At 68.8% G+C, this 26,051-nt stretch carries 24 protein-coding genes; 7 read left to right on the top strand and 17 right to left on the bottom strand.

All coding sequences use genetic code 11. The annotated features are described in order from the left end of the window. Positions 1–5 precede the first annotated feature (5 nt). From OWC43_RS21440 to OWC43_RS21425, 4 genes are all read right to left on the bottom strand, one after another. Complete coding sequence (locus OWC43_RS21440) at positions 6–329, bottom strand: GCG_CRPN prefix-to-repeats domain-containing protein (RefSeq protein WP_393958244.1); 324 nt, start codon at positions 327–329, stop codon at positions 6–8. A gap of 59 nt (positions 330–388) precedes the next feature. Continuing rightward, the gene (locus OWC43_RS21435) at positions 389–652 is read right to left on the bottom strand and encodes a GCG_CRPN prefix-to-repeats domain-containing protein (protein WP_393958243.1); all 264 of its coding nucleotides are present in this window, start codon (positions 650–652) and stop codon (positions 389–391) included. A 171-nt stretch (positions 653–823) separates the two neighbouring features. Beyond that, a complete protein-coding gene (locus OWC43_RS21430; RefSeq protein WP_393958242.1) occupies positions 824–2,200 on the bottom strand; it encodes an ATP-binding protein in 1,377 nt (458 codons plus the stop codon). Next, a complete protein-coding gene (locus OWC43_RS21425) occupies positions 2,197–2,925 on the bottom strand; it encodes a response regulator (protein ID WP_393958241.1) in 729 nt (242 codons plus the stop codon). Before OWC43_RS21425 ends, OWC43_RS21430 begins: the two co-directional genes overlap by 4 nt. 169 nt (positions 2,926–3,094) lie before the next feature. On the opposite strand from OWC43_RS21425, the gene OWC43_RS21420 reads away from it, so the two are divergent. Then, positions 3,095–3,751: a hypothetical protein gene (locus OWC43_RS21420; RefSeq protein ID WP_393958240.1), complete on the top strand. Its 657-nt coding sequence runs from the start codon at positions 3,095–3,097 to the stop codon at positions 3,749–3,751. Between the two features lie 57 nt (positions 3,752–3,808). After that, complete coding sequence (locus OWC43_RS21415; protein ID WP_393958239.1) at positions 3,809–4,180, top strand: hypothetical protein; 372 nt, start codon at positions 3,809–3,811, stop codon at positions 4,178–4,180. Positions 4,181–4,383: 203 nt separating this feature from the next. Here the strand turns inward: OWC43_RS21415 and OWC43_RS21410 are convergent, their stop codons facing one another. Beyond that, the gene (locus OWC43_RS21410) at positions 4,384–5,514 is read right to left on the bottom strand and encodes an FAD-dependent oxidoreductase (RefSeq protein WP_393958238.1); all 1,131 of its coding nucleotides are present in this window, start codon (positions 5,512–5,514) and stop codon (positions 4,384–4,386) included. Positions 5,515–5,804: 290 nt separating this feature from the next. Beyond that, positions 5,805–6,053, bottom strand: a complete 249-nt coding sequence (locus tag OWC43_RS21405) for a hypothetical protein (RefSeq protein WP_393958237.1) — start codon at positions 6,051–6,053, stop codon at positions 5,805–5,807. Between the two features lie 219 nt (positions 6,054–6,272). On the opposite strand from OWC43_RS21405, the gene OWC43_RS21400 reads away from it, so the two are divergent. Together OWC43_RS21400 and OWC43_RS21395 are read left to right on the top strand one after the other, a co-directional pair. Next, positions 6,273–7,571, top strand: coding sequence for an alpha/beta hydrolase (locus tag OWC43_RS21400; protein ID WP_393958236.1), 1,299 nt, complete (start codon positions 6,273–6,275; stop codon positions 7,569–7,571). 60 nt (positions 7,572–7,631) lie between these two features. Continuing rightward, entirely contained in the window at positions 7,632–8,045 is a 414-nt protein-coding gene (locus tag OWC43_RS21395) for a DUF1236 domain-containing protein (protein WP_393958235.1), read from the top strand. A gap of 115 nt (positions 8,046–8,160) precedes the next feature. On the opposite strand, the gene OWC43_RS21390 is transcribed toward OWC43_RS21395, so the two are convergent. From OWC43_RS21390 to OWC43_RS21350, 9 genes are all read right to left on the bottom strand, one after another. Next, positions 8,161–10,881 carry a PAS domain-containing protein gene (locus tag OWC43_RS21390; RefSeq protein WP_393958234.1) on the bottom strand — a complete coding sequence of 907 codons (2,721 nt, stop codon included), beginning with the start codon at positions 10,879–10,881 and terminating at the stop codon, positions 8,161–8,163. 382 nt (positions 10,882–11,263) lie between these two features. Continuing rightward, a complete protein-coding gene (locus OWC43_RS21385; RefSeq protein WP_393958233.1) occupies positions 11,264–13,705 on the bottom strand; it encodes a PAS domain S-box protein in 2,442 nt (813 codons plus the stop codon). Between the two features lie 127 nt (positions 13,706–13,832). Next, positions 13,833–14,216, bottom strand: coding sequence for a response regulator (locus OWC43_RS21380; protein ID WP_393958232.1), 384 nt, complete (start codon positions 14,214–14,216; stop codon positions 13,833–13,835). Positions 14,217–14,260: 44 nt separating this feature from the next. Then, on the bottom strand, positions 14,261–16,528 hold the full coding sequence (locus OWC43_RS21375) for a PAS domain S-box protein (RefSeq protein ID WP_393958231.1): 2,268 nt from the start codon (positions 16,526–16,528) through the stop codon (positions 14,261–14,263). A gap of 12 nt (positions 16,529–16,540) precedes the next feature. Continuing rightward, a complete protein-coding gene (locus OWC43_RS21370) occupies positions 16,541–17,839 on the bottom strand; it encodes a GAF domain-containing protein (protein ID WP_393958229.1) in 1,299 nt (432 codons plus the stop codon). Then, on the bottom strand, positions 17,836–18,645 hold the full coding sequence (locus tag OWC43_RS21365; protein ID WP_393958227.1) for a Crp/Fnr family transcriptional regulator: 810 nt from the start codon (positions 18,643–18,645) through the stop codon (positions 17,836–17,838). The genes OWC43_RS21370 and OWC43_RS21365 overlap by 4 nt, the downstream gene beginning before the upstream one ends. Positions 18,646–18,810: 165 nt before the next feature. Beyond that, complete coding sequence (locus tag OWC43_RS21360; RefSeq protein WP_393958226.1) at positions 18,811–19,983, bottom strand: ATP-binding protein; 1,173 nt, start codon at positions 19,981–19,983, stop codon at positions 18,811–18,813. Between the two features lie 8 nt (positions 19,984–19,991). Next, positions 19,992–20,417 carry a response regulator gene (locus tag OWC43_RS21355; RefSeq protein ID WP_043759363.1) on the bottom strand — a complete coding sequence of 142 codons (426 nt, stop codon included), beginning with the start codon at positions 20,415–20,417 and terminating at the stop codon, positions 19,992–19,994. Then, entirely contained in the window at positions 20,401–21,525 is a 1,125-nt protein-coding gene (locus OWC43_RS21350; protein WP_393958225.1) for an ATP-binding protein, read from the bottom strand. The genes OWC43_RS21355 and OWC43_RS21350 overlap by 17 nt, the downstream gene beginning before the upstream one ends. A 176-nt stretch (positions 21,526–21,701) precedes the next feature. Between OWC43_RS21350 and OWC43_RS21345 the strand changes: the two genes are divergently transcribed. The 3 genes from OWC43_RS21345 to OWC43_RS21335 all read left to right on the top strand — a co-directional run bounded on the left by OWC43_RS21345 (position 21,702) and on the right by OWC43_RS21335 (position 23,538). Continuing rightward, on the top strand, positions 21,702–21,911 hold the full coding sequence (locus OWC43_RS21345) for a hypothetical protein (protein ID WP_393958224.1): 210 nt from the start codon (positions 21,702–21,704) through the stop codon (positions 21,909–21,911). Positions 21,912–21,951: 40 nt separating this feature from the next. Next, positions 21,952–22,587 (top strand): glutathione S-transferase family protein, encoded by a 636-nt coding sequence (locus tag OWC43_RS21340; RefSeq protein ID WP_393958222.1) that lies wholly within the window; start codon positions 21,952–21,954, stop codon positions 22,585–22,587. A gap of 438 nt (positions 22,588–23,025) precedes the next feature. After that, positions 23,026–23,538: a hypothetical protein gene (locus OWC43_RS21335; RefSeq protein ID WP_393958221.1), complete on the top strand. Its 513-nt coding sequence runs from the start codon at positions 23,026–23,028 to the stop codon at positions 23,536–23,538. Positions 23,539–24,287: 749 nt separating this feature from the next. On the opposite strand, the gene OWC43_RS21330 is transcribed toward OWC43_RS21335, so the two are convergent. Further along, complete coding sequence (locus OWC43_RS21330) at positions 24,288–24,494, bottom strand: hypothetical protein (RefSeq protein ID WP_393958219.1); 207 nt, start codon at positions 24,492–24,494, stop codon at positions 24,288–24,290. Between the two features lie 23 nt (positions 24,495–24,517). Then, positions 24,518–25,972, bottom strand: coding sequence for an exodeoxyribonuclease VII large subunit (locus OWC43_RS21325; protein WP_393958218.1), 1,455 nt, complete (start codon positions 25,970–25,972; stop codon positions 24,518–24,520). Positions 25,973–26,051: the final 79 nt, after the last annotated feature.

Here is a 26,051-nt window from a genome sequence, read left to right as displayed (position 1 = left end):
AACCTTCAGAAGCGCCGGTGCCAACCGCCATGCCGGAAGCCGCCCCAACGGTGGCCGCCATGCCAGGCGAAGCCGCGGTGCCAGGAACGGTGCCAGCTGTAGCGATAGCGGTAATGCCAGCGGTAGCCACCCCAGCGGCGGTATTCGAAGCGGCGATAGCCGGAACCGTAGACGAACGGGCGGTACGCGTAGGGTCGCCAGTTCGGCCGGCACCAGCCGTAATAGCCGCGGTGGAAGCCGGGGCCGCATCCGTCGCGGGCCTCCGCTGCGTGTGAGGCGAGCAGCACGCCCGACGCCAGGGCGAGTGGTACGATGAGCCTGCGGATCATGACGCGCTCCATGGACGTCCAGCGAGGGGCCGGACGTCGGGGGTCACGGGACGGGGGGTTCAGTTCGGCCAGCAGCGGCGGCCGTAGGGACCGATGTGAAAGCCGGCCGGGCAGGACGCGCCGCGGACGTATCCGCCCCACTGGCCGCCCGGGCGGCAGTAGCCGTAGATGCCCCGGTGGGCGTAAGGTCCGCAGCCGCCGTAGACCTGAATGATCTGCGCTCCGTCCGACCCGTCGGACACCGCGTTCTGGACCAGCGGCATGGCCGAGGCCGGAACCGCGAGGGCCGCCAGCAGCGTGGCGGAGGCGAGGACCTTCAACATCAGTGATCTCCTTCTCGAATGGACCGGGAACGGCCCTGTGCCGTCCCACCCCGGTGGCCGGGGCCGCATCGGATCGAGGGGAAGGTTCGCGCCGGCGGTGATCCCGCGTGTGACGGGTCCGCGCCGGAACGTATCGTCGTGTAACGGTCGCTGTCGGAGCGTTGCCCGGTGTCAGGCGAGCGCCGGCAGGCTCACCACGAGCCGGGCCCCGCCGGACGGGGCCGCCTCGGCCACGATGGTGCCGCCGTGCGCTTCGGCGATCTGCCGGGCGATGGCGAGGCCCAGACCGGTCCCGCCGGTCCGCCGGTTCCGCGAGCGCTCGACTCGGTAGTACGGGCTGAATACCGCCGACCGCTCGTCCTCGGGGATGCCGGGTCCGTCGTCCTCGACCACGACCTCGCAGGCACTCCCAGCCCGGCGTACCGCAACGGCCACGGAGGAGCGGCCGAACTTGACGGCGTTGCCGATCAGGTTGGCCACCACCCGGCGCAGGGCGACGGCGTCGCCGGCCACGGTGGCGTTCGGCACCTCCTCGCCGGATAGGCTGATGCGGGCGCCCTGGGCGGCGTGCTCGGCCACCTCGACCGCCACGATGTCCGCGAGGTCCACCGGGGCGCGACCGACCTCGGCGGCGGTGCCCCGGGCAAAGCCCAGCGAGGTTTCGATCAGCGCGGTCATCGCGTCGACGTCCTCGACCAGCCGGTCGCGGCGTTCCGGCTCGGCGACGCGCTCGGCCCGCAGGCGCATGCGCGTCAGGTAGGTCTTCAGGTCGTGCGAGATGGCGCCGATCAGCATCGACCGCTCGCCCATCAGGCCGACGATGCGCTCCTGCATCGCCTGAACGGCCTGGGCGAGGCGCCGGATCTCCGGGGCCCCCTGTTGCGCGAGCGTGGTTTCGGACGCGCGGCCGTCGAACCGCGAGACCGCCTCGGTCAGGCGGCGCAGGGGACCGAGTTCGTGCCGCGCGCCGATGGTCACCAGGCCGGCGACGACCAGGCCCAGGACGGCTACCCATAGGCTGAGCGGCTGTCCGAGGAGCCATGGCATGAGAGAGCGGTGCCGGGTGATCGCGGAAACGACGAGGGTCTGTCCGTCGGGCAATCGGTAGGTCGCCAGGGCCAGGCTGCCGATGGACTTGTGCCGGTTGCCGGTCCCCGCGTCCGCTGGACCGTTGCCGCGATACAGCATGTCGGCCGAGGTGAAGGCCCGGATGCCGTCGCCGGCATCGCCCGTCAGGCGGTGGAGGCGTGCTTCGAGCACAGGCTCGCGGATCAGCGCGGTCTCGTCCGGCGGGGCATCCACGATGTCGGCTCGCAGCGCCTCGCCGTTGATGGCGCGCAGGATGGCGGGCCTCTGCGCCGGGTCGACGTCCCTCAGAAGGGCCATGATGCCGCCTGCCTGGTCGAGGCGGGGGAACCGGGTGGCGTAGGGAGAGCGCTCCTGGCCGCGTTGCCATTGGTCGATGCCGAAGGTCGCCACCACCAGCAGCGAGAGCGCGCCCAGCAGGACCAGCATGATCCGCCCGAGCAGGCCGACGCGAGCCATCATGGAGCAGCCTTTACGGGTGCCGCAAGGATGTAGCCCGCGTTGCGGACGGTCTTGATCAGGGCCGACGCCGTGCTCCCGGCGTCGTCGAGCTTGTGCCGGAGGCGGCTCACCTGCACGTCGATGGTCCGGTCGAAGGCATCCGCCGTGCGGCCCCGTGTCCAGTCGAGGAGCTGGTCGCGGGAGAGCACCCGCTGCGGCCTCGTCACGAAGCAGTGGAGCAAGTCGTATTCGGCACTGGTGAGCGGGATCTCGTCGGCCAACTCGCCGATGGTGACGGCGCGGCCCGCGAGGTCGACGACGAGGTCGGCGACGGCGAGCCGTTCGGGCGCGGCCTCCGCTGCGGCCGGGGCGCCGTTCGCGCGACGCAGGACCGCGCGGATGCGGGCCAGCAGGACGCGGGAGCTGAACGGCTTCGACACGTAGTCGTCGGCGCCCATCTCCAGGCCGAGCACCCGGTCGATGTCCTCGTCCTTGGCGGTCAGCATGACGACCGGCGGGCCTCCCGTCTGGCGCAGGCGGCGGCAGATCGATAGCCCGTCCTCGCCAGGAAGCATCCAGTCGAGGACGATCAGGTGCGGCCTCGGTCCCGTCGCGAGCAGGCGGTCGAGGCCGGCGCCTCCGTCGAGGGAGACGACGCGAAAGCCTTCGTCCTCCAGGTAGCCGGCGAGCTGGCCGCGGATGTCGTCGTCGTCCTCGACGATGGCGATGGTGGTGCCGTCTGTCATGTCCCGAGGATAGGTCGCCGGGGCGGGGCGGCAACGCGAAAACAGACGTCGTTACATATCGTTACACGCCTCCGGCATCCCGTCACATCGCGGAACGGGACCGGCGCGAAGGTCTTCCGCATCGAGACGGGCCCTTCTCCAGGGCGACAGAAGTGGAGGCGAGATGAGCATGGCGACATCCCCGATCTGGCACGTCGTATCGGCTCTGGCTGTGGCCGGGACGCTGGCGGTTCATGGCGGACCTGCGCACGCGATGCCGCAGCAGGCGCCTGCCGGCACGCTGCACTTCGATGATGGCGGCGAACGCTACCGCGGCTACCGCATCGAGATGGCCCGGGACGTCCCGAATGCAGAGATCGCCCAGTTGCGACAGGCGGCCGAGCATCAGGTCGACATCGTGGAGGCGACGAGCCTGGACGAGGGCACCAAGGCTTTCCTCCGCCGCTTCCCCGTCGTCGTCCATTCCGGGGCCGGTGAGCGCAGCCATTACAGCGGCGGCGACCACGTCGACATCGCGGTCGAGGACCCGAAGGACGACCGCCCCATCCTGCTGCACGAGTACATGCACGTCTACCACTTCCGGAAGCTGCCGGGCGGCCGGAATAATCCGGACATCCTGACGTTCTACGGGCGCGCCAAGGATGGCGGATTCTACCCGGCAGGCGCCTACCTCCTGAAGAACCAGGGCGAATTCTTCGCCATGACAGCCAGCGTCTACCTGCACGGCAGGCTGGCGCGCGAGCCCTTCACCCGCGACGAGCTGCGGCAGAAGCAGCCGGTCTACTACCGCTTCCTAAGCCGGCTGCTGGGTCCCGTCGGAGCCTGAGCCACGCCGCTGGGGCGTGGCTGATCCGTGCCATCCCGACCTTCGAGGAAATGACCGATGACCGTTCGAAACATCACCGCCTGCGCCCTGCTTCTGTGCACCGGCCCCGCGCTTGCGGACACCCTGCCGCTGCGCCACGGCGCCTATGTCAGCGTGGACACCGACTGCAAGGACCCACCGAACGTCGCGCTGCGAACCTACGATAGCGGCGGCCTTGGTAGCTCGAAGGCGAATGACTGCCGGAGCCGAGTGCTGTCCAGGCAGGGGAACGTGTTCGAGATCGAACAGGATTGCCGTCAGTTCGGCGGCCCCAAGGTTGAGCGGGCCACCGAACGCTCCACCATCCGCGTCGATGGGCCGGATCGCTACACCGACCTGACCTACGGCAGCGGCGAAAGCTTCCGTCTTTGTCCGGGCCTCAGGCCGTAAAGCCCGGCGTCCTGATGGCGAGCGGCGCTTGAGAACAGGTATCGAGCCCGATCCACGCTCGCAAGCGGCAAAGGCGCTCCGGATAGCTGCTTGTTTGCACGGCGGGATGGTCGTCTGTGTGGTTTCGATATGGTCCAGAATTGGACCAAAGCGGCGGGGATCAGACATCACCGCTGCATCCATCTTCGGCCTATAGCGGAGATTTAGGGACGCTCGGGCGCGAACATTTTGACGACGCTGTGAGGTGCGCCAGTTCCGAAGAAGCGCGCGAGGTTCTGCGCCGAGGCGTCGGCGATCCTGGCGCTGCGGGGGAATAGGTCGCGTTCGTAGACTGCAAGCGCCGCGTCGATATCTGTGGGCGTCGCCACGATGGCCCTAGCGAGCTCCGCGCCATCGTAGAGGGCGAGGTTCGCGCCCTCGCCCGCGAACGGCGACATCAGGTGCGCCGCATCGCCGACGAGGGTCACACCGGGCACCCGGTCCCAGCGGTGGCCGACCGGTAGGGCGTGGATGGGGCGGAAGACGGGATCGTCGTCACTGGTCGTGATGAGTGCAGTCAGGTGCGGGGCCCAGCCAGCGAACTCGGCCGCGACGCGGGCCAAAGTAGCTTTGGCGTCGCGGACTTCGATGGCGTCGAACCAGGATGCCGGCCTCTTCAACGCCGTGTAGGTGTGCAGCCGACCGTCCGCATACCTGTGGGCCAGGATGCCTTGGCCCGGTGCCACGGCCATCAGCGTACCGCCGCCAATCGCCTCCGCACTGGCCGCAAGGCGACTGTCGCCGTCGCGGACCGTCGTCTCGATGAACGACACGCCGGCATAGGCGGGCGTGGCGTGGGCGAGCATGGGGCGGACCTTCGACCAGGCCCCGTCCGCGCCTACGAGCAAGTCGGCGGTGACCGTCGCGCCGTTCGTGAAGGCGACCGTATGCCGACCGTCGCCGCAGGCGGTGACCGTAGCCGCCCGGTGGTCCCACCTGATCGTCCCGGCGGGGAGCGAGGCGATGAGCAGCCGCCGGAGGTCACCACGATCGATTTCGGGCCGATGGTCCGCCGGGCTGCCGGGTCGGTCGAACAGGATATGGCCGCTTCGATCTACGACGCGCTTGGCGTTTTCACCGGGGCGGACGAGGCGGAGGAAGCCGTCGTGGAGCCCCGCGGCCCTCAGGGCGATCTGTCCGGTGGATTCGTGGATGTCGAGCAGTCCGCCCTGGGCGCGCGCATCGACCGATGGCTCCGCCTCGTAGACCGTTGCCGTCATCCCATGAAGGTGAAGGATGCGGGCCAGCACGAGGCCACCGGGGCCTGCGCCGAGGATCGTGATCGACTGTCGCATAGGTGCGCTCCCGCGACCGCGCGACCGGCACCTTCCGGCACCGGTAACCACGGCTGCCCGAGATCATCGGGCGATTGCTTCGGAGACGCTGGCCGATCCATGCGAGGAGCGTGGATGACGTGTATTCGACGGCCCTTCGCCGGGCGGTCGTTTTTCGCGACACCGTCGAGATTACCTCCGACCAATCGGCTCGGCAACTCTTCGAAACTACGACTTGGACGAACGACCGCTTTCAGGAAGCGGGGGAAGCTGTCCGGGCGACCGGGTTGGGTCGCATGCCGAATGGCTGCTCAGGGTGGGAAGCAGTCCGGCTGCTTCTGGCAAATGATGCCACGAAACCGGACCTTAGCTCGGACAGTGAAGGTCGACGGCTTTGCGCCCATTCCAGTCACTAGATGGCGCTCGTGTGCGGCTCCGAAGCAGACATCGATCAAGCCGGCGGCCACGACATTCTGATGACGTGGTCCATGAATCAGGTCGTCTGGCAGGCCGCCGGCGTCGATTTTGCGCATTCGATTGGTGTTGTTCGGATCGCTCATGGTGATGATGCGCGCCCACGCGGAGTCCAAGTCCAAGGCGAAGCGCCGGAAGGCTACAGACGTCGTCGTGACCGCGCGGCTGCCTGGTTGGCTCCGGGTCGTGGAGGAGGACGGCATGCAGGACCCGGCGCCGCCGCAATCGGGTGGCATCTGGGCGCTGGTAGGATTTGGTAAACCATTATCCCGCCCTGCCTTGTCGAGGTTTGTCGGGGGACGCCGGTGTACGGGACGTTTGCTGGGCCAAGAGGGGCCATCCGGGGCTTCGTAGCCGTTGCGGCCCTCATGCTCTTGGTGGGCTGCGCCGGTCGCCCGACCGGAGTGCTGCTCCCCGTCGCAGCCGTCGAAACTGTCCCCGGCACCTCGCGGGTCGACATGCTGGTGGCGACGACCCGCAAGTCGGCCAGCGACCGCAGCGTGCTGTTCTCCGGCGAGCGTGGTGACACCGTCACCTATACCGACCTTGGCGTCTCCATCCCGCCCGACGCCACGCGCCAGCCCGGTTCCGTGCAGTGGCCGAAGTCCCTCCCTGGTAATCCGGCCACCGATTTCGTCGCGCTGCGCGCCGAACCGGTCGACCGCGTGAAGGTCGCTGCCTGGACCGGCCGCGCTGTCCGGCGCGGAGCCAAGCGCCACGTGCTGGTGTTCGTGCACGGCTTCAACAACAAGTTCGAGGACGCCGTCTTCCGTTTCGCGCAGATCGTCCACGATTCCGGGGCCGACGTCGCCCCGGTGCTGTTCACGTGGCCGTCCAAAGGGTCGGTTCTCGCCTATGGCTATGACCGGGAAAGCACTAACTTCTCCCGCAACGGCCTGGAGACGCTGCTGCGCGACCTCGCCCGCGATCCGAATGTCGGCGAGATCACCGTGCTCGCGCATTCCATGGGTAACTGGCTGACCCTGGAAAGCCTGCGCCAGATGGCCATCCGCGACCGCCGCGTGGCGCCCAAGATCCGCAACGTCATCCTGGCGGCACCCGACGTCGATATGGACCTCGCCCGCGAGGCCTTTCGCGATATGGGCCCGGACCGGCCGCACCTGACCTTGATGGTCTCCGGCGACGATCAGGCCCTGGCGGTCTCGCGGCTGGTCTGGGGCGACAGCGTGCGGCTGGGAGCTATCGATCCGAACGCCGAGCCCTACCGGTCCGAGTTGAAGCGCCAGAACATCGGTGTCCTGAACCTCTCGACGGTGAAGGGCGACGATCCGCTGAACCACGGCAAGTTCGCCTCGGGCGACGTCGTTGCTTTGCTGGGCAGGCGCTTGGCGGACGGCCAGCCGATTTCCGACGGGCAGGTTGGCTTCGGGGATAAGCTCGTGAGCACGGCGGCCGGGGCCGCCTCCACGGTCGCGACCGGTGCGGCCCTGGCTGTCGCAGCCCCGGTTGCGATCGTCGATCCTCAGACTCGCGAGACCTACGGCGAGCACCTGTCCAACGTCGGCTCCGGCCTGCGGGACACAGTCGGCTCGACGGTCGACCTGGCTGGCGTGCCCGTGCGGGCCATGACCGGCAGCCGTTGAACTGTCGGACCAGCATGCAACGACGACGCCGGGCCTACCGGCATCAGGGGGGAATGGGCGATGACAGGCAAAGTCCGACTGACTGTTGCGGCGGCCACATTGGCGTGGGCAACGACCGCTCAGGCCCAGGGGCTGGAACGTGGCGCGCAGGAGGGGGCGAACCGCGGCGAGATGATCGCCGGGCCGCTGGGCGCCGTCGTCGGCGGTGCGGTCGGGGCGGCGGTGGGCACCGCCAACGGCATCCTCGGCATCGACCGGCGTGAGCGCTTCCGCATCTACGCAACGGGCGAGCGCCGTCCGTCGTTCGCCTATCCGGGCACCCTGAAGGTTGGGACCGTCCTCCCCGAGGACGGGGTCGTCTACTACGACGTCCCTTCGGAGTTCGCCCTGTCGGGCTACAACTACACCATCGTGAACGACCACCCGGTGCTGGTCGACCCGCGCACCCGTCGGGTTGTCGAGGTCATCGACTAGGCGGGTCTGAATTCACGGCGATGGCCCGTGGGCGAACCAGGTCCGTCAAAAGGGTGGAGTCCGTTCCAGTCCACCGGCTCCTGCAGGTGTCGGTGGCACCCAGCGCGTAGGCACATCAGACCTCGGAGATGACGTCCTTGATGCGGGTGGCGAGCGTCTCCAGCACGAACGGCTTGGTCAGGACCTGCATGCCGGGTCGGAGATATCCGTTCCCCAGAACGGCGTTCTCGGCGTAGCCGGTGATGAACAGCACCTTCAGGTCGGGGCGCCGCTCACGGCCAGCGTCGGCCATCTGCCGCCCGTTCATCCCGCCCGGCAGGCCGACGTCGGTCACTAGGAGGTCGATGCGCACGTCTGACTGAAGTACCTTCAGCCCGGCGATGCTGTCGGCGGCCTCGATGGCGGTGTAGCCGAGATCCTCCAGCACCTCGGTGACCAGCATGCGCACGGAGGGCTCGTCGTCCACGATCAGCACCGTCTCGCCCTGGCCGGCCTGCTCCACTTCGGCAAGCCTGCGGGCCACCTCGTCCTCGTCGGCCTCGCCGTAGTGCCGCGGCAGGTACAGGCAGACCATCGTCCCCTCGCCGACCTCGGAGTAGATCCGCACCTGCCCGCCGGACTGCTTGGCGAAGCCGTAGACCATGGACAGGCCGAGACCAGTGCCCTCGCCGGTGGGCTTGGTCGTGAAGAACGGCTCGAACACCTTTCCGATCAGGTCCGGCGCCATGCCGGTGCCGGTGTCGGTCACGCAGACGCCGAGATACTGGCCGGGAGCGAGATCGTGCTGGCGGCCGCCGGCCTCGTCGATCCACCTGTTGGCGGTCTCGATGGTGATGCGACCGCCGTCTGGCATCGCGTCGCGGGCGTTGATGCACAGGTTGAGCAGCGCGTTCTCCAATTGCCCCGGGTCGATCAGCGCCGGCCACAGGTCCGCGAGGCCGACGACCTCAAGGTGGACGGCCGGGCCCACGGTGCGCCGGATCAGCTCCTCCATGTCGGTGACGAGGCGGTTCACGTTGGTGGGCTTCGGGTCGAGGGTCTGGCGGCGGGAGAAGGCGAGCAGGCGGTGGGTCAGGGCGGCAGCCCGCTTGGCCGCGCCCTGGGCGACGGTCATGTATCGGTCGAGGTCACCCATCCGCCCTTGGGACATCCGAGTCTGCATGAGTTCCAGCGAGCCTGAGATGCCCGCGAGCAGGTTGTTGAAGTCGTGCGCGAGGCCGCCGGTGAGTTGTCCGACCGCCTCCATCTTCTGCGACTGCCGCAGGGCCTCCTCCGTCTTTGCCAGCGCCTCGGCTTGCCGCTTGCTCTCGGTCACGTCGCGTACGGAAGAGTAGATCAGCCCGTCGCGCGGCACGGCGTTCCAAGACAGCCAGACGTAGCTGCCGTCTTTGCGGCGGTAGCGGTTCTCGAACGTGAGCTGCGCCTCCCCGCGCGACAGACCCTCCGCCGCCGCCACGGTCGCCTCGACGTCGTCGGGGTGGACAAAATCGAGGAACGGGCGCGCCTTCATCTCGGCATCGGTCCAGCCGAGCGTTTGCGGCCAGGCCGGGTTAAGGCCGACGAAGTAGCCTTCGAAATTGGCCACGCACAGCAGGTCGGACGAGGCCTGCCAGATCTGGTCGCGCTCGGCGGTCCGGGCGGCGACTTGGCGGGCGAGGTCGGCCTCGGTCTGCACCCGGACGGTCACGTCCTGCACGAAGATGTGGAAGCCGTCGACGCGAGCGTCGGCGTCCCGGCGCGGCAGGTATCGGATCTCGGCGACGCGGGGACGCCCGTCGCGGTGGGGCCAGTCCATCTCGAAGGTGACGGGTTCACCCGCGAGGGCCCGGTCGATGTACGGCCGACGTGCCGCGTAGGCGTCCGGCCCAAGCAGGTCCCGGACGTCCCGGCCGACAATCTCGCTGGCGGGGATAAAGAACCAGTCGACATAGGCCTCGTTGGCGAAGCGGTAGACGTGGTCCGCGCCGATGAAGGCGATGAGCACCGGAAGGGCGTCAGCGATCAGGCGCAACTCGCGCTCGCCGGCCTCGGCGCGCTGCTCGACATGGCGCCTCTCGGTGATGTCCGAGAAGAAGATTGCGACCCGGTGCGCGGAGGGTTCGCCGGTGCGCAGGGCCCTGACGTCGAACCAACGCCCGAACACGTCGGCGTAATGCTCGAAGTGGGCGGGCTCGCCGGTCAGCGCGACTTGGCCGTAGGTGTCGAACCAATGCCGCTCCAGGTCCGGCGCGAACTCGCTCACCCACCTGCCGGCGACGTCTGCTCCGGTCTGCGCGACGAAGGCGGGGTTGGCCTCGACGATGCGGTAGTCGATGGCGCGTTCGCCTTCGAACTTCATCTCGACGATGCAGAACCCGACCTCGATGCTCTCGAACAGGGTCCGGTAGCGCGCCTCGTTCTCGCGCAGAGCGACCTCCGCGCGTGTGCGCTCCGTGACGTCGTGGCCCTCGACGAAGATGCCCTCGACCCGCCCGTCCGGGCCGGCGACCGGTTGATAGACGAAGTCGAGGTAGCGCTCCGTGATCGCCCCTCCCGCGATGGGCTGGAGATCGAGCCTGGCACCCGTCGCCGTGTGAGGTCGGCCGGTGCGGAACACCTCGTCGAGCAAGTCGACGTAACCCTGGGCGGCAGCCTCCGGCAGTGCCTCCGCCACGGTACGGTCGGCCACGTCGCGACCGTCGACGATGCGTTGGTAGGCCGCGTTGGTCAGCGTGAAGCGGTGCTCGGGGCCGCTCAGGAGGGCGATGAAGCTCGGGGCCTGCTCGAACATCTGCGCGAGGGAAGCCGAATGCCCACGCAACCGGCGAACCTCGGCTTCCAGTTCATCGCGGGACATCGTTCCCGGGTCCGGTGTGGGTGCGTGCATGATGGCTCGATAGTTTCCGACCGCTTCGCCCGCGACGGGTCGGAAGACGCAAACTCAATGATGTGGTGGCACGGTCGGGAATGGCGGCCGACCGCAGCGGCGCGTGCAGTCAGAACGCGTTGATCGGACCGGGTGGCTGCGGTGCCGGCGGCTCCGTCGGCGGATCGCCCTCGGGCGGCGCCGGGTCCGGCGGCGGGTCGCCGATGGGTGGCAACGGCTCGTCCCCCGGGCGTGGCGTGTCCGATTGCATGACCTTGTCCCCTTGGCGCGTCCGGCTGGCGCCGAAAGATAACGCGCGCGGTCCCTGGCGGATGCGCACTCGCCCGACGCTTTCAACCGCGTGCATCACCCGTCAGCCGAACGTCAGTGCCAACCGCTCCCGCAGGGCCTTGCGCAGGGCCCGGCTGAGGTCGGCCACCGAATAGGGCTTGCCCAGCAGCGGGAAGCCGTCGGTGCCTTCGAAGGCCAGCACGTGGCTGTAGCCGGAGGTCAGAACGACCGGCAAATAGGGCCACCGCCGCCGGATCTCCCTGGCCAGGTCGACCCCGTTCATGCCGGGCATCACCACGTCGGAGAAGACCACCTCGAACCGCTGGCCTGAGGCTTCGATCTCCGCCAGGGCGGCCTGGGCGTCCTTCACCCAGACGGCCTGGTAACCGAGTTCGCCGAGCGCTTGCGTGGCGAAGGCGCCGACTTCGACGTTGTCCTCGACGACCAGGACCGGGGTGCCGTGGCCTTCGGGCAGTGGTCCAGGATCGTCACGCGCGGGTTCCCGAGCCGAGCCATCGGCGGAGCGGGGGAGAAACAGGGTGAAGGTGGTCCCGGCGCCGACCTCGCTATCGACCGCGACGTCGCCGCCTGACTGCTTGGCGAAGCCGAACACTTGGCTCAGGCCCAGCCCGGTGCCGTGGCCGACGCCCTTCGTCGTGAAGAACGGCTCGAAGATGCGTTCGAGCAAGTCAGGCTCGATGCCGCCACCAGTGTCGGAGACCGACACGGCCACGAAGTCGCCCGGCACTGCCGGGTGCGAGCGCAAGGTCGGGATGCGGTCGGCGCGCCTGACCGCGATGCGCAACCGACCCTCGCCCTGCATCGCGTCGCGGGCATTCACCACGAGGTTCACCAGTGCGGTGTCGAACTGGCTCGGGTCGGCATCGACGTGGCAGGGCAGCCGCGCGCCGTCCGCATCCTCGCCTGCATTGGTGTCGGTTTCGACGCGGATGCGCGCGCCGGTGAGCGTGCGCACCATGTCGGCGATGGCGGCCACCGAATGCGCGGCATCGAATACGGTCGGGCGCAGCGCCTGCCGTCGCGCAAACGCGAGCAACTGGCTGGTCAACTTGGCGGCACGGTCGACCGTGTCGGATATGGCGTCGACGTAACGGCTCCGGCGCTCCTCACTCAGGCTCGGTCGCTTCAGGAGGTCGGTGGAGGATTTGATGACGGTCAGCAGGTTGTTGAAATCGTGCGCGACGCCGCCTGTCAGCTGCCCGACCGCTTCCATTTTCTGCGATTGCCGCAACTGCTCCTCAAGGGCCCGACGCTCGGTCACGTCCCGGCCGGTTGCGTGGAAGCGGTCCCCCTGCGGGATGGCGTTCCACGAGATCCAGCGGTGGCCGCCGTCCGCCGTCCTGAAGCGGACGTCCAGGTCGGAGAGGGGCAGGCCGGCGCGCAGCATCTCGAAGGCGCGTGACGCGGCCTCCTGGTCGTCCGCATGCACGAGGCTGTCGATGCGCACCCCGACGAGGCTGCCGGCGGGCCAGCCGAGCGTCTCGGTCCAGGCCGGGCCGACGGCGCGGATACTCCCGTCGAGCCCACAGACGACGAGCAGGTCGCGGCTCGTCCGCCAGACCAAGTCGCGTTCGACCAGGTTGTCGCGGTCCCGGGCCTCCCGCCGCTCCTCGCCCTCCTGCCTGACGGTGGCGTCCTCGAACAGCACGGCGACCCGGTTCTGCGCCTGGCTGCCGATGCGCACCGCATGCACGTCGAACACGCGCCCCAGCCGGGACGCCGCGCCCCTGAACCGCGCGTCGCGTCCCGTGCGGGCGACCTCGCCGTAGGTGTCGAACCAGTGCCGCTCAAGCTCGGGTTCGAGCTCGCGCATCCATCGGCCCTCCGCGTTCGCGAGCCCTGACTGGCGCTCGAACGCGGCGTTGACCTCGACGAAGCGGTAGTCCTCGGCCCGGCCTTCCCCGTCGAACCTCAACTCGATGATGCAAAACCCGGCCTCGCCGTCCTCCAGCAGGCTGCGGAAGGAGGCGCCCCGCCGGACGGCGTTGCCCTCCTGCTCCCGGAAACGCGTGAGGTCGAGTTGGCTGCCGAAGAAGAACAGCAGCTCGCCGTGCGGGCCGAAGACCGGGCTGACGTAGAGCTCGTTGACGAAGGGGCTGCCGTCGCGCCGGTAGTTCAACAACTCCACGACCACGTCCCGCCGTGCCGCGATGGCATCCCGGATGCGGGCGACGTGGGCCGGGTCGGTCTCCGGACCCTGGAGGAAGCGGCAGTTACGTCCGATCAACTCCTCCGCCGCGTAGCCGGAGAGTTCCAGGAAGGCGCGGTTGGCGAAGACGATGGGGTTGTCGGGGAGGTTCGGGTCGGTGACGATCATCGCCATCCGCGTCTTGTCGGCGGCGGTGAACAGCAGATCGGGCCTGAGGGTCCCGACGCCGGCCTCGCTGGCGGTCGAAGGTGCGTGCGGTTCCTGACCGGCACGCAGGCGGGCGACCTCCGCCAGCAACTCGCTCTCGCGCCGGCGCAGCCGCTCGACCTCCCCCCGAAGATCCTCGATGCTCATGGCCTGGATCTCTAAAGGGCGTCCATGCGGGAACCAACGCCCTCGGGGGCGACGGGACGGAAATCGGATGCGGCCTTTGGTCGGGTCGAGGCCTCGTGCGGTTTGGCCGAACAGAAAATCAACGTCATCATCGGCGTTCGGTCCTCGCCGACACGGCCCGGTCGATGGCGGCGTGGAAGCGGCTTTCAATGAATGGGCGTTCGACGAAGGGGACGTGCCCGGGCAAGGCCTCTGGGCGAGGCGTCACTTGTGCCGACACGACAACGACGGCCACGTCTGACCGACGGCGGATGACCTCGCGTGCGAGCGCCAAGCCGTCCATCGTGCCCGGCATGCGCACGTCGGTGATCATCAGGGTGACCGTGCCGTCCAGACGTTCCAGCGCCTGGGCGGCGTTTCCGGCCTCGACCACGGCGTAGCCCTTCGCTTCGAGGAGGTCGCGGACCTCCAAGCGGAAGAGCATCTCGTCCTCGACCACCAAGGCCGTCTTCGCGTCCGGGGCATCCGTCATGGCGAGCGGCAACGGTCCGCGCGACCCTTCGTTGCGTCGCCCCGTCACACGACCGCCTGGAAATCGGCCAGCGCCGCCTCGACGACGCACGCCACACCCTCCGGGCGGTAGTCGAGGGCTAGGCTGGCGTTGACTTGTGCCGTCAGCCCACGCTCGATCAGCCGCGACCCGAATCCTTTTCGCGATGGCGGCACGACCGGTGGACCGCCAATTTCCATCCATGTGATGCGCAGCCGCGGCGCATCTTCCGGCCCAACCAGCGAGGCCGTCAACGCGACCCTGCCATGGGGTACGGACAGGGAGCCGTACTTGACCGCGTTGGTGGTCAACTCGTGCAGGGTCAGGGCGAGGGACAAGGCGGCCTTGCCGCCGATCGCGACGTCCGGTCCCTCGAACGCGACGCGCCGCCCCGCCGATTCCTGGACGCCGACACCCTCCCGGACCACTGCCGCCAGGGAGGCGCTCTCGGCGGCGCCGCCGAGGAGCACGTCGTGCGCCTTGCCGAGCGCGACCAGCCGGCTGCCCAGGACCTCGCGCGCCGCGTCCATGTCGGTGGCGCCGCGCAGGGTCGAGGCGGCGATGGCCTGCACCATCGCCAGCAGGTTCTTCATGCGGTGAGAAAGCTCCTGGTTGAGCAGGTCCTGCCGTTCCTCGGCCCGGCGGCGGGTGTCGATGTCGGACACGGCGACGACCGCGCCGACCACCGCGCCGGCCTCGTCGCGCATCGGCGCACCCGCAATCTCGATCCAGAGCCGGGTGCCGTCGCCACGCTGGTACTCGCAGCGCATCTCGGCGTGTTCCGTTCCCTCTCGGATGATGCGACTGAGCGGGTACTCGGCGGCCTCGACCGGCCGGCCGTTCTCATGGAAGGCGACCCATTCGCCGTAGCTGTCAGCGTTGGGCGACGGCAGGATGGGATGGCGGAGGATCTCCTCCAGCCGCCGGTTTCCGGCGACGATACGACCGGACGGCGCCTCCGCGAACAGTATGCCGACCGGTACCGTGTCGAGCACGGCCCTCAACGTCGCCTCGCTGGCTTGCAGGGCCTGGCGGGCGCGGTGCTGTTCCGTGAGGTCGCGCGTGACGGTGCCGTAGCCGAGCTTGCGCCCGTCAGCGTCGCGCACGGGAAAGAGGTTGTACAAGACCGGGACCGCCGCCCCGGTGACCACGTGGCGGAAGTGCAGTTCGCCTTCCCAGAAGCCGTCCCGCTCCACCGCCGGCAGCACCTCGTCGAGGACGCGCGCGCGCTCCTCCGGCACGAAGTAGTCTACGATGGGCATGGCCCTGGCCGTGGCGAGGTCGGGCAGGCCGATGAGGCGGCGCCCGGCCTCGTTGACGAAGTCGACGCTCCCGTCGGGGGCGGCCAGGCCGATGAAGTCCTGGCTCTGCTCGACCAGGGCGGCGAGGCGGCGTGTCTCGGCATCGGCCCGGCGCTGGTCCCCGACGTCGACCAGCACGGTCACCGCGGCCTGGATCGCGCCCTCGGCATCGCGCACAGGTCCGCTCGACACCTCCAGGAGGCGAACCTCGCCCGTCGCGGCGTTGCGGTAGCGCATCTCCTCGCCCCGCACCGTCTCGCCCTCCCGCAGGGCGCGGAGGGTCGGGTACTCGGCCGGCTCGTACCTTTGACCGTCCGGGTGCAGGGCGCCGTAGGAGACGTATCGGGCGTCGCCCTCCGTCCCGAGCCCATGGCCGAGGATCTCCTCGGCCTTGGCGTTCAGTGACGATGGCATGCCGGCCTCGGCCCCGGCGATGGAGATGCCGACGGGGGCCTGGCGGAAGATGGACTCCAGCAAGCCGCGCTCAAGCCCGAGGCGGCGCTCGCTCTCCCGCATGGCGTCCTCGGCCCGCTTGCGCTCGGTCAGGTCGAGCATCGCGCCAATCATTCGGCAGGCCCGGCCCTCGGCGTCGCGCATGACGTGGCTGCGGTCTAGAACGTTGGCGTAGGAGCCATCCGCGCGTCGGAAGCGGTACTCGTCCGTCCAGGTCGTACCGATGCCGTCGATGACCGCGTGGATCGACGCGTCGATGCGTGCGCGGTCATCGGGATGGATGTGCGCGATCCACCAGTCGCCGGTCGGGTCAACCGTCTCGGTTGCATGGCCATAGGCCTCGGTAAGGGCCTCGTTCCACAGGACGTGGTCGGTGGCGAGGTCCCAGTCCCAGATCGCGTCGTTCGTGGCCCGGGCCGCAAGCCTGTAGCGGTCCTGGCTTTCCTGGAGGCGTGCGGCGGCTTCCTTCTGCTCTGTCCGGTCGCGCAGGATCTTCACGAATCCGATGGCGGCCTCTGCCTCGTCGCGCAGGACCATCATCTCGCCATTGGCTCAGAAGCGCTCGCCGTCGCGGCGCAGGTGCCAGCGTTCGTCGACGCCGGTGCCAGTCTCCAAGGCCGACTGCATTTCCTTGGCCGGGATGCCGTCGCGCCGGTCCTCCGGAGTGAAAAAGGCGTCGGCGGTCTCGCCGCACATCTCCTCGGGACGCCAGCCGAGGATGCGGGTCGCGCCCGCGTTCCAGTCCGTGATCCGGCCGTCGAGGTCGAGCAGAATGATGGCATAGTCCTGCGCACTGTCGAACACGGCGCGGCGCCGGTACTCGGTCAGGGCTGCCGCTCGGTTGGCGGCGCGCTCGCCGGCCTCGGCAAGGCCGGAGGCGACGGAACCGGCGAGGACGCCGAGAACCTGTAGGTCCTCCTCCGCGAACGCGCCCAGGCGGCTCGATTGCAGCTTCAGGACACCGACCACGACCCCGCCGCGGCGAACGGGCACCAGCATGCACGAGCGCTGGCGAAGCCGCTCGGCCAGTTCAGGATCGACCCGGTCATCGCTCAGGACATCGGGGACGAGGAGCGGGACGCCTTCCCGGTAGCAGGCACCCGCGAGGCTTCCCCGGAGCGGGACGCGAAGGCCGAGATGCGGCGCGAGGCTCTCCGTGACGGCGCGGTAGACCAGGGTATCCCCCTCGCGGATCTCGACCGTGCCGGCCTCGGCGGCGGGGACGGCGCGCATCGCGCCGGCAAGCACGGCCCGGAAGCTCTCGTCGAGGTCGCCACCCGCCGCAGCGACGCCGGCCAGGGTCACGGCGACAGCCTCGCCCTGACGCCCGGCGCGGTCCCGGTCCGACCTGGAGCGGCGCAGCAGGAGCTGGTCCATGACCTGGCGGGCGAGCGCCTCCAGGTCCGCAACCTGTTCCGTGGAGAGGCCCCCCGGGCGCGGGACGTGGTCGATCACGCACAGGCTGCCGAGCACCTGCCCGTCGGGCGTGCGGAGGGGCGCGCCTGCGTAGAAGCGTAGGTTCGGCTCGCCGGTCACCAGCGGGTTGGCGCGGGTGCGCGCGTCGCGCGTGAGGTCGGGGATCTGCAGCACGCCGGGTTCGGACAGCACAAATTTGCACACCGAGCGGTCGAGGTCGGTCTCGCAGGGCGGGAAGCCGGCGCGGGCCTTGAACCACTGGCGGTCGCGGTCGACCAGGCTGACGAGTGCCACCGGCGCCGCGCAGAGGCGGCGAGCGAGATGGACGATGTCGTCGAACCCGCGCTCGGGCGGGGTGTCGAGGATGTCGAACGCGGCGAGCGCGGCCAGCCGCGCGTCCTCCTCGACGCGGACGGGACGCGTGACCTGGTTCACAGGCTTGCGTCCTTAACGAGAACGGACGGGGGCCGCAGCCGCTCGGGGTCGCCGACATCGACGGCGACGATGCGGCCGCCGGGCGCGTAGACGGCACCCATCACCTCCTCGAAGTGCCGCCGTACCGCGACGTGGCACTCGCACGAGCCGGCTTCCGCACGCGCCCGGTCCGGTAGGGTGATGCGTCCGTGGCCGATGGTGATCAGGCCGTCGCGCTGCATGCGCCCGAGAACCTCGGTGAGGTAGGCGCGACGCACCCCGAGCATGTCGGCCAGGAGTTCGTGGGTGACCGGCAATTCGGGCGTGCCGATCCGGTCCTGCAGGGTCAGGAGCCAGCGCAGGCATCGCCGCTCGATGGTGTGCGCGGCGTTGCAGGCGACCGATTGCAGGACCTGCGCCAGCAGGCAGTCGGCGTAGCGCACGAACAGGTCGCGGATGCCCTTCGAGGCCTGCTTGGCCTCCGACAGACGCGCGGCATCGATCCGGATGACCGGGCCGCCGACCTGGACGACCGCCTGTCCGAATGCCGGTAGGTAACCGTGGCTGACGACCCCGCCCATCGCGCCCTCGCGACCGACCGTGGCGGTCTCGACGGACTTCCCGTCCATGAGCGGCACCACCAAGGTGACGACGCAATGATGCGCGGGGAAGGTGACTTGATTGACGTCGTCGCCGGCACGGAACAACACGTCGCCGCGCCGGACCTCTCGGCGTTCGGCGTACGGTTCCAGGAGGGCGCGGTCGGCCGCGTCGAGGGCTTCGAGTAGCAGGTTGCCGTCGATGGCAGGCGAAGGTCGGATGTTCACGGGGATGGTCGCAGTGCTGGCCGTTGGGTTGTCCACTAGCGGACTTCCTGGCGCAAAGATGTCCGATACCTGACAAATGACGCCAAAGTCCTCCAGGGAGGCGCCGTTTTTCCCGAGCTGACGAAGGCTTCGTCACCTCCGAACGGTCAGGGTTGCCGGTTGAGGTCAGGAAGCCGACGCTGCGGAGGCGGGAACCTGTCTGGCCACGAGCGGTGCAGGCAGACGGAACCGGAAGGTCGTGCCCCGGTCGACGGCGCTCGTCACGGTCAGCACGGCGCCCTGTCGCTCGACGAGGTCGCGACACAGTAGCAGACCGAGCCCGCTTCCCCGCTCGCCCGCCGTGCCGTTCGTAGTAGTCCGCCTGTCCAGCCGGAACAGGTCGTCGACCTTGCCCGGCGGCATGCCGACCCCGGTATCCGTAACGGAGATCTCGACGCCGTCCCCATCCTGGCGGCCCGCGACGGAAATGGTCCCGCCGGGCAGCGTGAACTTGACGGCATTGCCGACAAGGTTGCGCAACACCGTGGTCAGCATGTCCCGCTGCGCACGGACGATGATCCCGCCGCAGGAAACCTCGATGGTCAGCCCCTTGTCCGAGGCGGCTTCCGCCGCGCCCCGCACCACCTCGTTGGTCACGGCTTCGAGGTCGACGTCGGTCAGGGTGACCGCCATCGTATCCATCTGCAGGCTCGCCCAGGAGAACAGGCTTTCCAGCAAGGCGTAGGCTTGCGTCGCCGCCTCGTGGATACCCTTCGCCCGACGCTCGATGGAGGCGGGCTCGCGCGCCGCGACAGCCTTCCCGAGAACCTCCGACAGGCCAAGGAGAGCCTGGAACGGGTTGCGCAGGTCGTGGGCGATGATCGAGAACAGCAGCGACTTCTGTCTGTTCAGCGTGTCGAGTTCGAGCGACTTCGCCTCCGCCTCGCGCCGCGCGGCGGCGAGCTCGTCCTGGAACGCCCGACGCGCCGCGGCGAAGCGTATCGCCCGGGCGAGGCCTGAGGGCGTGACCTCGGCCTTGTCGAGGTAGTCCAACGCGCCGGCTCGCATCAGCCGGGTCGCGAGCTCCGGGTCGGCCTCGCCGGTCAGCATCAGCACCGCCCGCGCCTCGCCCTCCGCCGCGAGCAACGTCTTGAGCAGAGCGAAGGTGTCGATGCCCGGCAGCCGGTAGTCGAGCAGCACGCAGTCGAAGGTCGCCTCGGAGGCGAGGCGCAGGCCTTCCTCGCCGCCGGACGCCTCGGTCAGGGTATGCTTGAGCCCCGACTTGGCGAGCGCCCGCCGGACGGCCGCACGGTCGACCGCATCGTCGTCGATCAGGAGGATGCGGGTCGGGTTCGTCACAGCGAAGACTATGCAGGAAACTCGACGACCTTCCAGTAGTGCTCCAGCAACGCCACCGCCTCCATGAAGGTGTTGGCCGGATCGCGCTTGACGATGTAGCCGGCCACGTTGTGCCCGTAGGCGCGCATCCGGTCCTCGTCCGCCTTCGACGTAGTGATCATGAACACCACCGCCGAGCGCAGGTCCTCGTCGGCGCGTACCGCCTCCAGGAACTCGATGCCGTTCATGCGCGGCATGTTCAGGTCGAGCAGGATCAGGTGCGGCTTCGGCAGCCGCTCACGTCCGTTCTCGCCACGCAGGATCTCAAGCGCCTCGATGCCGTCGCGGGCTACCGTGATCGGGTTGCCGATCTTGCTTTTCTTGAAGGCGCGCTTGAGCCCCTGGACGTCGACCTCGTCGTCGTCGACCAGCAGGATGTTAACCGTCGAGCCCATCCGCCTGTCCCTTCCGGCCGTCGCGCGGCCACGTGAAATGCACCGCCAGCCCGCGCCCGTCCGGCCCATCGGCGAGCCAGACCTTTCCGCCCTGGCGGTCGACCAGCTTGCGCACGATGGCGAGCCCCATGCCGCTGCCCTCGACCTCGTCGCGGGGCTTGAGCGTCTGGAACATGCCGAACACGCGCTCGCGGAACTGTTCGGGAATGCCGGGGCCGTCGTCTGTCACGACGAACTCGACCACGTCCCCTGCCGACCTCGCCTCGACCCGGATGTGTCCCTCGGCCGGCCGGTCGTGGTGCTTGATGGCGTTGCCGATCAGGTTCTGCAAGGCCTGGGTCAACGGGGCCCGTGCCGCCTGTAACGTCGGCAGGGAAGCATCCGCCGTTATGGCGAAGCCCTCTGGAGGGCTGACCAGCACGGCGAGTTCCTCGACGAGGGCCTTCGTGTCCACCGTGTCCATCGTCGCGTCGGCCCGCCCCGCCCGCGAGTAGGCGAGGAGGTCGTCAAGTAGGCTGTCGAGCCGCCGAACCCTACTCTTGAGGAGCTCCATGTTGGTCCGGACGTCGCCGGTCAGGGAGTCTTCCAGGTCCTCCTCGATCCACCCGACGAGGTTCTCGATGCCGCGCAGCGGCGCCTTCAGGTCGTGGGAGGCGACATAGGCGAACTGCTCCAGTTCCTCGTTCGAGCGGCGCAGGTCGATGGCGTGGCGCGCGAGCCGGCGCTCCATCCCCTTGCGCTCGGTGATGTCGGTGTTGGTCCCGAACCAGCGCAGGATGCGTCCGTCCGGCCCGCGATGGGGTTGGGCCAGCGACAGGAACCAGCGATACTCGCCGTCGGCGCCGCGGAGCGGGAATGTGTCCATCCACGGCTCGCCCGTCCGGAACGCCTCGCCGATGCGGTCCACCACGCGCTCGACGTGGTCGGGGTGGTGGACGTCGCGCCAGCCCCAGCCCCGCATCTGCTCGATGGTGGTTCCGGTATAGTCGTACCAGCGCCGGTTGTACCAGATGATGTCGCCGCTCGGCTCGGCGACCCAAGCCATCTGCGGCAGTGCGTCCGCGAGGGCGCGGAAGTCGTCCGTGGTCAGGTTCGCGGCACGCTCCACGCGCGGGTCTCCATGGCGATGGGCTCGGAATGCGGCCGGACCCGCATACCCCTTGTCGGCTTGCCCGTCACCGCACCCTGCAAGGGCCGCATCGCGGGACCGGTACGCCGGGAACCGGCATGCCGTCGGCAGATTGGCTTCCCGAGCCGGGGTTGCAACCGGCTGGGAGGAACGCGATGTCGACGGATACCGAGAAGCACAGGGCGCTGCTGGGTGCCCTCAGGGAGGCGCAGGGCAAGGGGGACGGCTCCTTCGAGCGGGCGGTGACGGAGGCCTTCGAGCACGTCTTCGAACATCTGGGACGCCTGAACGACCACGTCTCCCTGAGCGGTCCCGACGGTGGCGACCCGCACCTCAAGCCCGGCGAATCCCCCACCTTGCGATAGGGGCCGGGACCGACGGAAGCCGCGAGACGGAAGGGACCGCATGATCATGCTGTACACTTGGTCGACCCCGAACGGCCGCAAGATCCCGATCATGCTGGAGGAGTGCGGCCTGCCCTACACGGTGGTGCCGGTGAACATCGGCAAGGACGAGCAGTTCGCCCCCGACTTCCTGAAGGTCTCGCCCAACAACAAGATCCCGGCCATCGTCGACGACGAGGCCGAGGGCGGGCCGTTATCCGTGTTCGAGAGCGGCGCGATCCTCACCTACCTCGCTGAGAAGACCGGGCGCTTCCTCGCCCCCTCGGGGGCTTCCCGCTACAAGGCGCTGGAATGGCTGCACTGGCAGATGGGCGGCCTCGGGCCGATGCTGGGGCAACTCGGCTTCTTCGCGGTACGCTCCGACGAGAAGGCGCCGCTGGCCATCAAACGGTTCACTGACGAGGCCGACCGCCTGCTGAGCGTCATGGACCGGCGTCTAAGTGAGGGGCCGTACCTGGCGGGGGCGGACTACTCCATCGCCGACATCGCCTGCTATGCCTGGACCTTGGCGGCGACGTCCTTCTTGAAGGAGCCGCTCGCGGGTACGCTCGTCAACACCCCGAACGTGCATGCATGGCTGGCGCGGGTCGGCGAGCGGCCGGCCGTCATGCGCGGCATGGAGGTCCCCAAGACCTGAGCGCCGAAGCCCGTGTTGGCCCGAACGCCAGACAGGGGACCGTCCAACGGCGGAAACGTGTGCCGTCCTTTGCGTTGGCCCGGGCACGGGAGACATCAGGATGAGTGACGGCACCAAACCCGACGACCTGCCGCCGGTGGACGAGGGGACCGGCCTTCCGACGCCGCCAAGCCCGGGGCGGTTGCCGCCACCACACCTGCCGCCGCCCCCGGACGAACGAGGCCCACCTTCCGAAGCGGACGAAACGGGCGAAGGAGGATGACCGACCGCTCGCGGCGCAAGCGTGGGACGTATGCTGCGGCCGTTGCGGCGCGTCCATGCGTCCGACCGGTAGGCTCGTTCCCCCGTCGTCGGTGGCTGCCATGGATGGTGACAGGTCGTTCGGGAACCACTGGCGTTCTCGTGACCTGATCCCGTCCAACGAATTGGGAGCCCCGCATGCGCCTCGCCATCGCTACCATCGCCCTGTCGGGGATGACCTTCGTCGCCCATGCGGAAGCGCCAGCGGATGCCGTGGCCATCGGTCCCTGGAAGGTTGAGGCGGTCTCGAAAGGCCCGAAGTTCGAGCGATGCACGATGACCCGGACGACGGATGACGGGGTCGAGGTACGGTTCACCCGTGACGCGGACGGACTCGACCTGACGATGAGCTCGCCGAAGTGGAAGCTCGGGCGCGGGAAGAGCTATCCGGTCGAACTCGCCGCCGGGTCCTCGACGCTGCAGGCGGATGTGGCCGCCTCCGGCAATACGGTGTCGTTGCCGGTGAAGGACGAGAAGTTTCTGCGGTCGCTCAAGCTCGCGGATGGCCTGGACGTGAAGGGCGAGGGCGCGACCATTAAGGTGGCGCTGGATAAGAGCGCGGCCGCCCTCGACCGATTGGAGGCGTGTTACGCCAAGAACGGCTCGGCCACCGAGACCAACCCGTTTGTTGCGCCAAGCGGAAAGCCGTAGGGATTGACCGCCTCGGCATGGATCTGGGCCAAACTTCGCCTTCATAGCCAAAATCGCCGGGAAATGAAGGCAAGGGGCCGCTGATTGAACAGCGACCCCTTGTTTACTCTAGGTTTATCCGATGCGGAACTTTGATGTCCCGAAACTGATCATTGGATCGGCTATCAACAGCCTGCATCGGTTAGCACGGAGGGCAGCAGCAAGACGATGATGTTGGTGATCCAGATCGCCGGGTTCACGGCGAGGTCCGCGTCGCCGTTATGGGGGAGGTGTGCCTGTTGGAAGAACACCGCGTTTAATCAAGCCAGAGCTCAAAGATAGCGGGAAGCGTCCGCTTACCTGCAGCTCGTGCTCCTAAGCAGACCGGCCGCTTTCGGCCACTTTCGGTCATTCGGGGTAGATCAGACCTCCTGCAAGCGGACCTTCCAAAGGTCCGCAACGGGTCAAACTGAGGCATTCATTTGGAACGTGCCGAATGTTCGCATTCTCAGAGGCCCGTTCAAGAGTGGACAGGTAGTTCTCGGCTTGGCTCAGTCCGAACCCTCGCTGAGCAGGATCTACCCTAGCGGGCCTTCCCGCCGCGAATCGAGGTTTCGGTTCATAGGGCTGCCGTCCGATGTATCCGCACGGGGTTTGGTACCGTACCCATGCCTGTGTGGCATCGCATCCGAAGGGAACGGCTTCTTCGATTTTGATCACGGAAGCGTCACCGCGTGCGCTATTAGGCTCGTCGGTGGCGCCGCTCCCGACTACGCGCTGCGACGACGCAGGTCGGCGATGCGCGCGGTCAGCACGGTGCGCAGCTCCTGCACTTCCACGTAGGCGGCCTCCGCCTTCTCGAAGGCGCAGAGACCCTCGCGGCGGATCTCCTGCGTCAGCGCCTCGATGCGCCTCACCGCCGAGAGGAAGCTCGGCGTCTCGGGCGCTGCGGTCATGTCGGTACGGGTCGTGGTCATGCTGGGGTTCTCCTCGTGGTGGATCAGTGGGTGGTTGCGGAGAGGATGGCTGTGGTCCGGGGTTCGACGCAGGCAGGTACGACGCCGTCCGGGAAATGCAGCAGCAGGTCTGCCTCGGTGCGGGCCTGCTCTGCCGTGGTGACGACCTGGCCGGTCTCGGCTGCGATCACCAGCGTCATGGCTTCGCTTAGGAGATCCTCCTCCCCAGTCTCTTCGAGCATGGCAGCCTCGTTGAGCGAGGTGGCCCCGGCGGTACTGACAGCTGATACGGACTTCGCGCTGCCAGCGGTGGATGCGGCAAGGTTGGCGAGCAAGCTCTGCTCGACCGCTTGGCCGAGCTGACGCAGCCGCTCGCCGGCCAGATCGGCAAGATCGCGCATTGCCCGGTCGAAGGCGGTCCCGGCCCGGGCCAGGGCGATGCGGCCCGCCGTCTCCAACTCCGCCTCGATCGCGGCATCGAGCTCGGCCAGCGCCCGCTCGGCCCGGGCCCCGGTGCACTCGACGAGATGGCGCACAAGCATCGCCGCCGCCGTCGGGGTCGGCTCCGAGCGCCCCGCCACCGCGTCAAGCGCGGTGCGCGGCGTCCCGGCGTGGCCGAGGCCCGTGATGAGGTTCGGAACCTCAGGGTGCGCGGCGGCGTTCGCTGTCCCGAATGCGTTGAGAGGCCGGAATGCCTCGACCGGTCCGCCGCCCCGGCAGACCAGCGTCGCGGAGAGGCCGTGCTCCCGCTGCAGGTCCGCCACCCGGGCGAAGGATTCAGACAGAGAGCGCTCCGCCCCCGCCCCCTCGAAAATTGCCCAGATCCGGTGGATCCGGATCAGCCCGGCGTCTTCCAGCGGCTGCAGAACGTGCTCGACGTCGCGGCGCACCTCGCCGTGCTCGGAGACGACGAGGGCGATGTGACAGGGATCCTCCGGCTCGCTCCAGGTCTCGGGCCCGAAGCGCCGCCCCTCCAGGCGCAGCCGCTGCAGCGTGCGCTCGCGGTCGAGATCGGCCTCGAGCGGGACCTGACCGATGGAGAGCAAGCCCATGGCCTTGGCCTGGACGCCGGCCCCGCGGCCGAAGCGCTGGCGCAGGCTCGTGCGCAAGCTGAGCGTGACCGTACGGTTGATGAGCCCGGCAGGATCGAAATCCGGCCCATGCTCGGACCTGATCTGGGCGAGTTCGGCGGCATCGACCCGGGCTTTCAGCCGGGGCGGATCGTTGGTGAGGCGGGCCTCGGCCTCGCCGAGCAGGATGAGATAGCCGTCTTGCCCGTTCGGCTCGACGGTAAGCACGCTTGCGCGCACCGTGTGCTCGCCGCGCAGGCGCTGGCGCAGCCAACCGATCAGGTCGCGCAGCTCGCCGACAACCGCCGCCTCGGAGTGAACCGCATCGCCCGCATCGGGCAGGCTTCGGCGGGCGCCGTCAGGCAGTGAGGCCGGGCGCGGCGGTCGGGGCGGTGTGTCCGGCCCGTGGTGGAATCTGTGATGGCGCATTGGAGTGTCGGGATCCGTGTCGGAGTGAGGATGTCGCGAGCGCGCGGGCTCGCGTGCGGAGGGTCGAGGAGCAGCGTGA

This window comes from Methylorubrum sp. POS3, assembly GCF_043352485.1.
Classification (GTDB): Bacteria; Pseudomonadota; Alphaproteobacteria; order Rhizobiales; family Beijerinckiaceae; genus Methylobacterium; species Methylobacterium suomiense.
The sequence above is the reverse complement of the archived record's forward strand: the minus strand, read 5'-3'. Positions and strand labels throughout refer to the sequence as shown.

What these genes read in the sequence shown, in the direction of transcription:
- OWC43_RS21440 (WP_393958244.1), bottom strand. Translation starts at nt 329, where the DNA reads ATGATCCGCAGGCTCATCGTACCACTCGCCCTGGCGTCGGGCGTGCTG.
- OWC43_RS21435 (WP_393958243.1), bottom strand. Translation starts at nt 652, where the DNA reads ATGTTGAAGGTCCTCGCCTCCGCCACGCTGCTGGCGGCCCTCGCGGTT.
- OWC43_RS21430 (WP_393958242.1), bottom strand. Translation starts at nt 2,200, where the DNA reads ATGATGGCTCGCGTCGGCCTGCTCGGGCGGATCATGCTGGTCCTGCTG.
- OWC43_RS21425 (WP_393958241.1), bottom strand. Translation starts at nt 2,925, where the DNA reads ATGACAGACGGCACCACCATCGCCATCGTCGAGGACGACGACGACATC.
- OWC43_RS21420 (WP_393958240.1), top strand. Translation starts at nt 3,095, where the DNA reads ATGGCGACATCCCCGATCTGGCACGTCGTATCGGCTCTGGCTGTGGCC.
- OWC43_RS21415 (WP_393958239.1), top strand. Translation starts at nt 3,809, where the DNA reads ATGACCGTTCGAAACATCACCGCCTGCGCCCTGCTTCTGTGCACCGGC.
- OWC43_RS21410 (WP_393958238.1), bottom strand. Translation starts at nt 5,514, where the DNA reads ATGCGACAGTCGATCACGATCCTCGGCGCAGGCCCCGGTGGCCTCGTG.
- OWC43_RS21405 (WP_393958237.1), bottom strand. Translation starts at nt 6,053, where the DNA reads ATGAGCGATCCGAACAACACCAATCGAATGCGCAAAATCGACGCCGGC.
- OWC43_RS21395 (WP_393958235.1), top strand. Translation starts at nt 7,632, where the DNA reads ATGACAGGCAAAGTCCGACTGACTGTTGCGGCGGCCACATTGGCGTGG.
- OWC43_RS21390 (WP_393958234.1), bottom strand. Translation starts at nt 10,881, where the DNA reads ATGTCCCGCGATGAACTGGAAGCCGAGGTTCGCCGGTTGCGTGGGCAT.
- OWC43_RS21385 (WP_393958233.1), bottom strand. Translation starts at nt 13,705, where the DNA reads ATGAGCATCGAGGATCTTCGGGGGGAGGTCGAGCGGCTGCGCCGGCGC.
- OWC43_RS21380 (WP_393958232.1), bottom strand. Translation starts at nt 14,216, where the DNA reads ATGACGGATGCCCCGGACGCGAAGACGGCCTTGGTGGTCGAGGACGAG.
- OWC43_RS21375 (WP_393958231.1), bottom strand. Translation starts at nt 16,528, where the DNA reads ATGATGGTCCTGCGCGACGAGGCAGAGGCCGCCATCGGATTCGTGAAG.
- OWC43_RS21355 (WP_043759363.1), bottom strand. Translation starts at nt 20,417, where the DNA reads ATGGGCTCGACGGTTAACATCCTGCTGGTCGACGACGACGAGGTCGAC.
- OWC43_RS21345 (WP_393958224.1), top strand. Translation starts at nt 21,702, where the DNA reads ATGTCGACGGATACCGAGAAGCACAGGGCGCTGCTGGGTGCCCTCAGG.
- OWC43_RS21340 (WP_393958222.1), top strand. Translation starts at nt 21,952, where the DNA reads ATGATCATGCTGTACACTTGGTCGACCCCGAACGGCCGCAAGATCCCG.
- OWC43_RS21335 (WP_393958221.1), top strand. Translation starts at nt 23,026, where the DNA reads ATGCGCCTCGCCATCGCTACCATCGCCCTGTCGGGGATGACCTTCGTC.
- OWC43_RS21330 (WP_393958219.1), bottom strand. Translation starts at nt 24,494, where the DNA reads ATGACCACGACCCGTACCGACATGACCGCAGCGCCCGAGACGCCGAGC.
- OWC43_RS21325 (WP_393958218.1), bottom strand. Translation starts at nt 25,972, where the DNA reads ATGCGCCATCACAGATTCCACCACGGGCCGGACACACCGCCCCGACCG.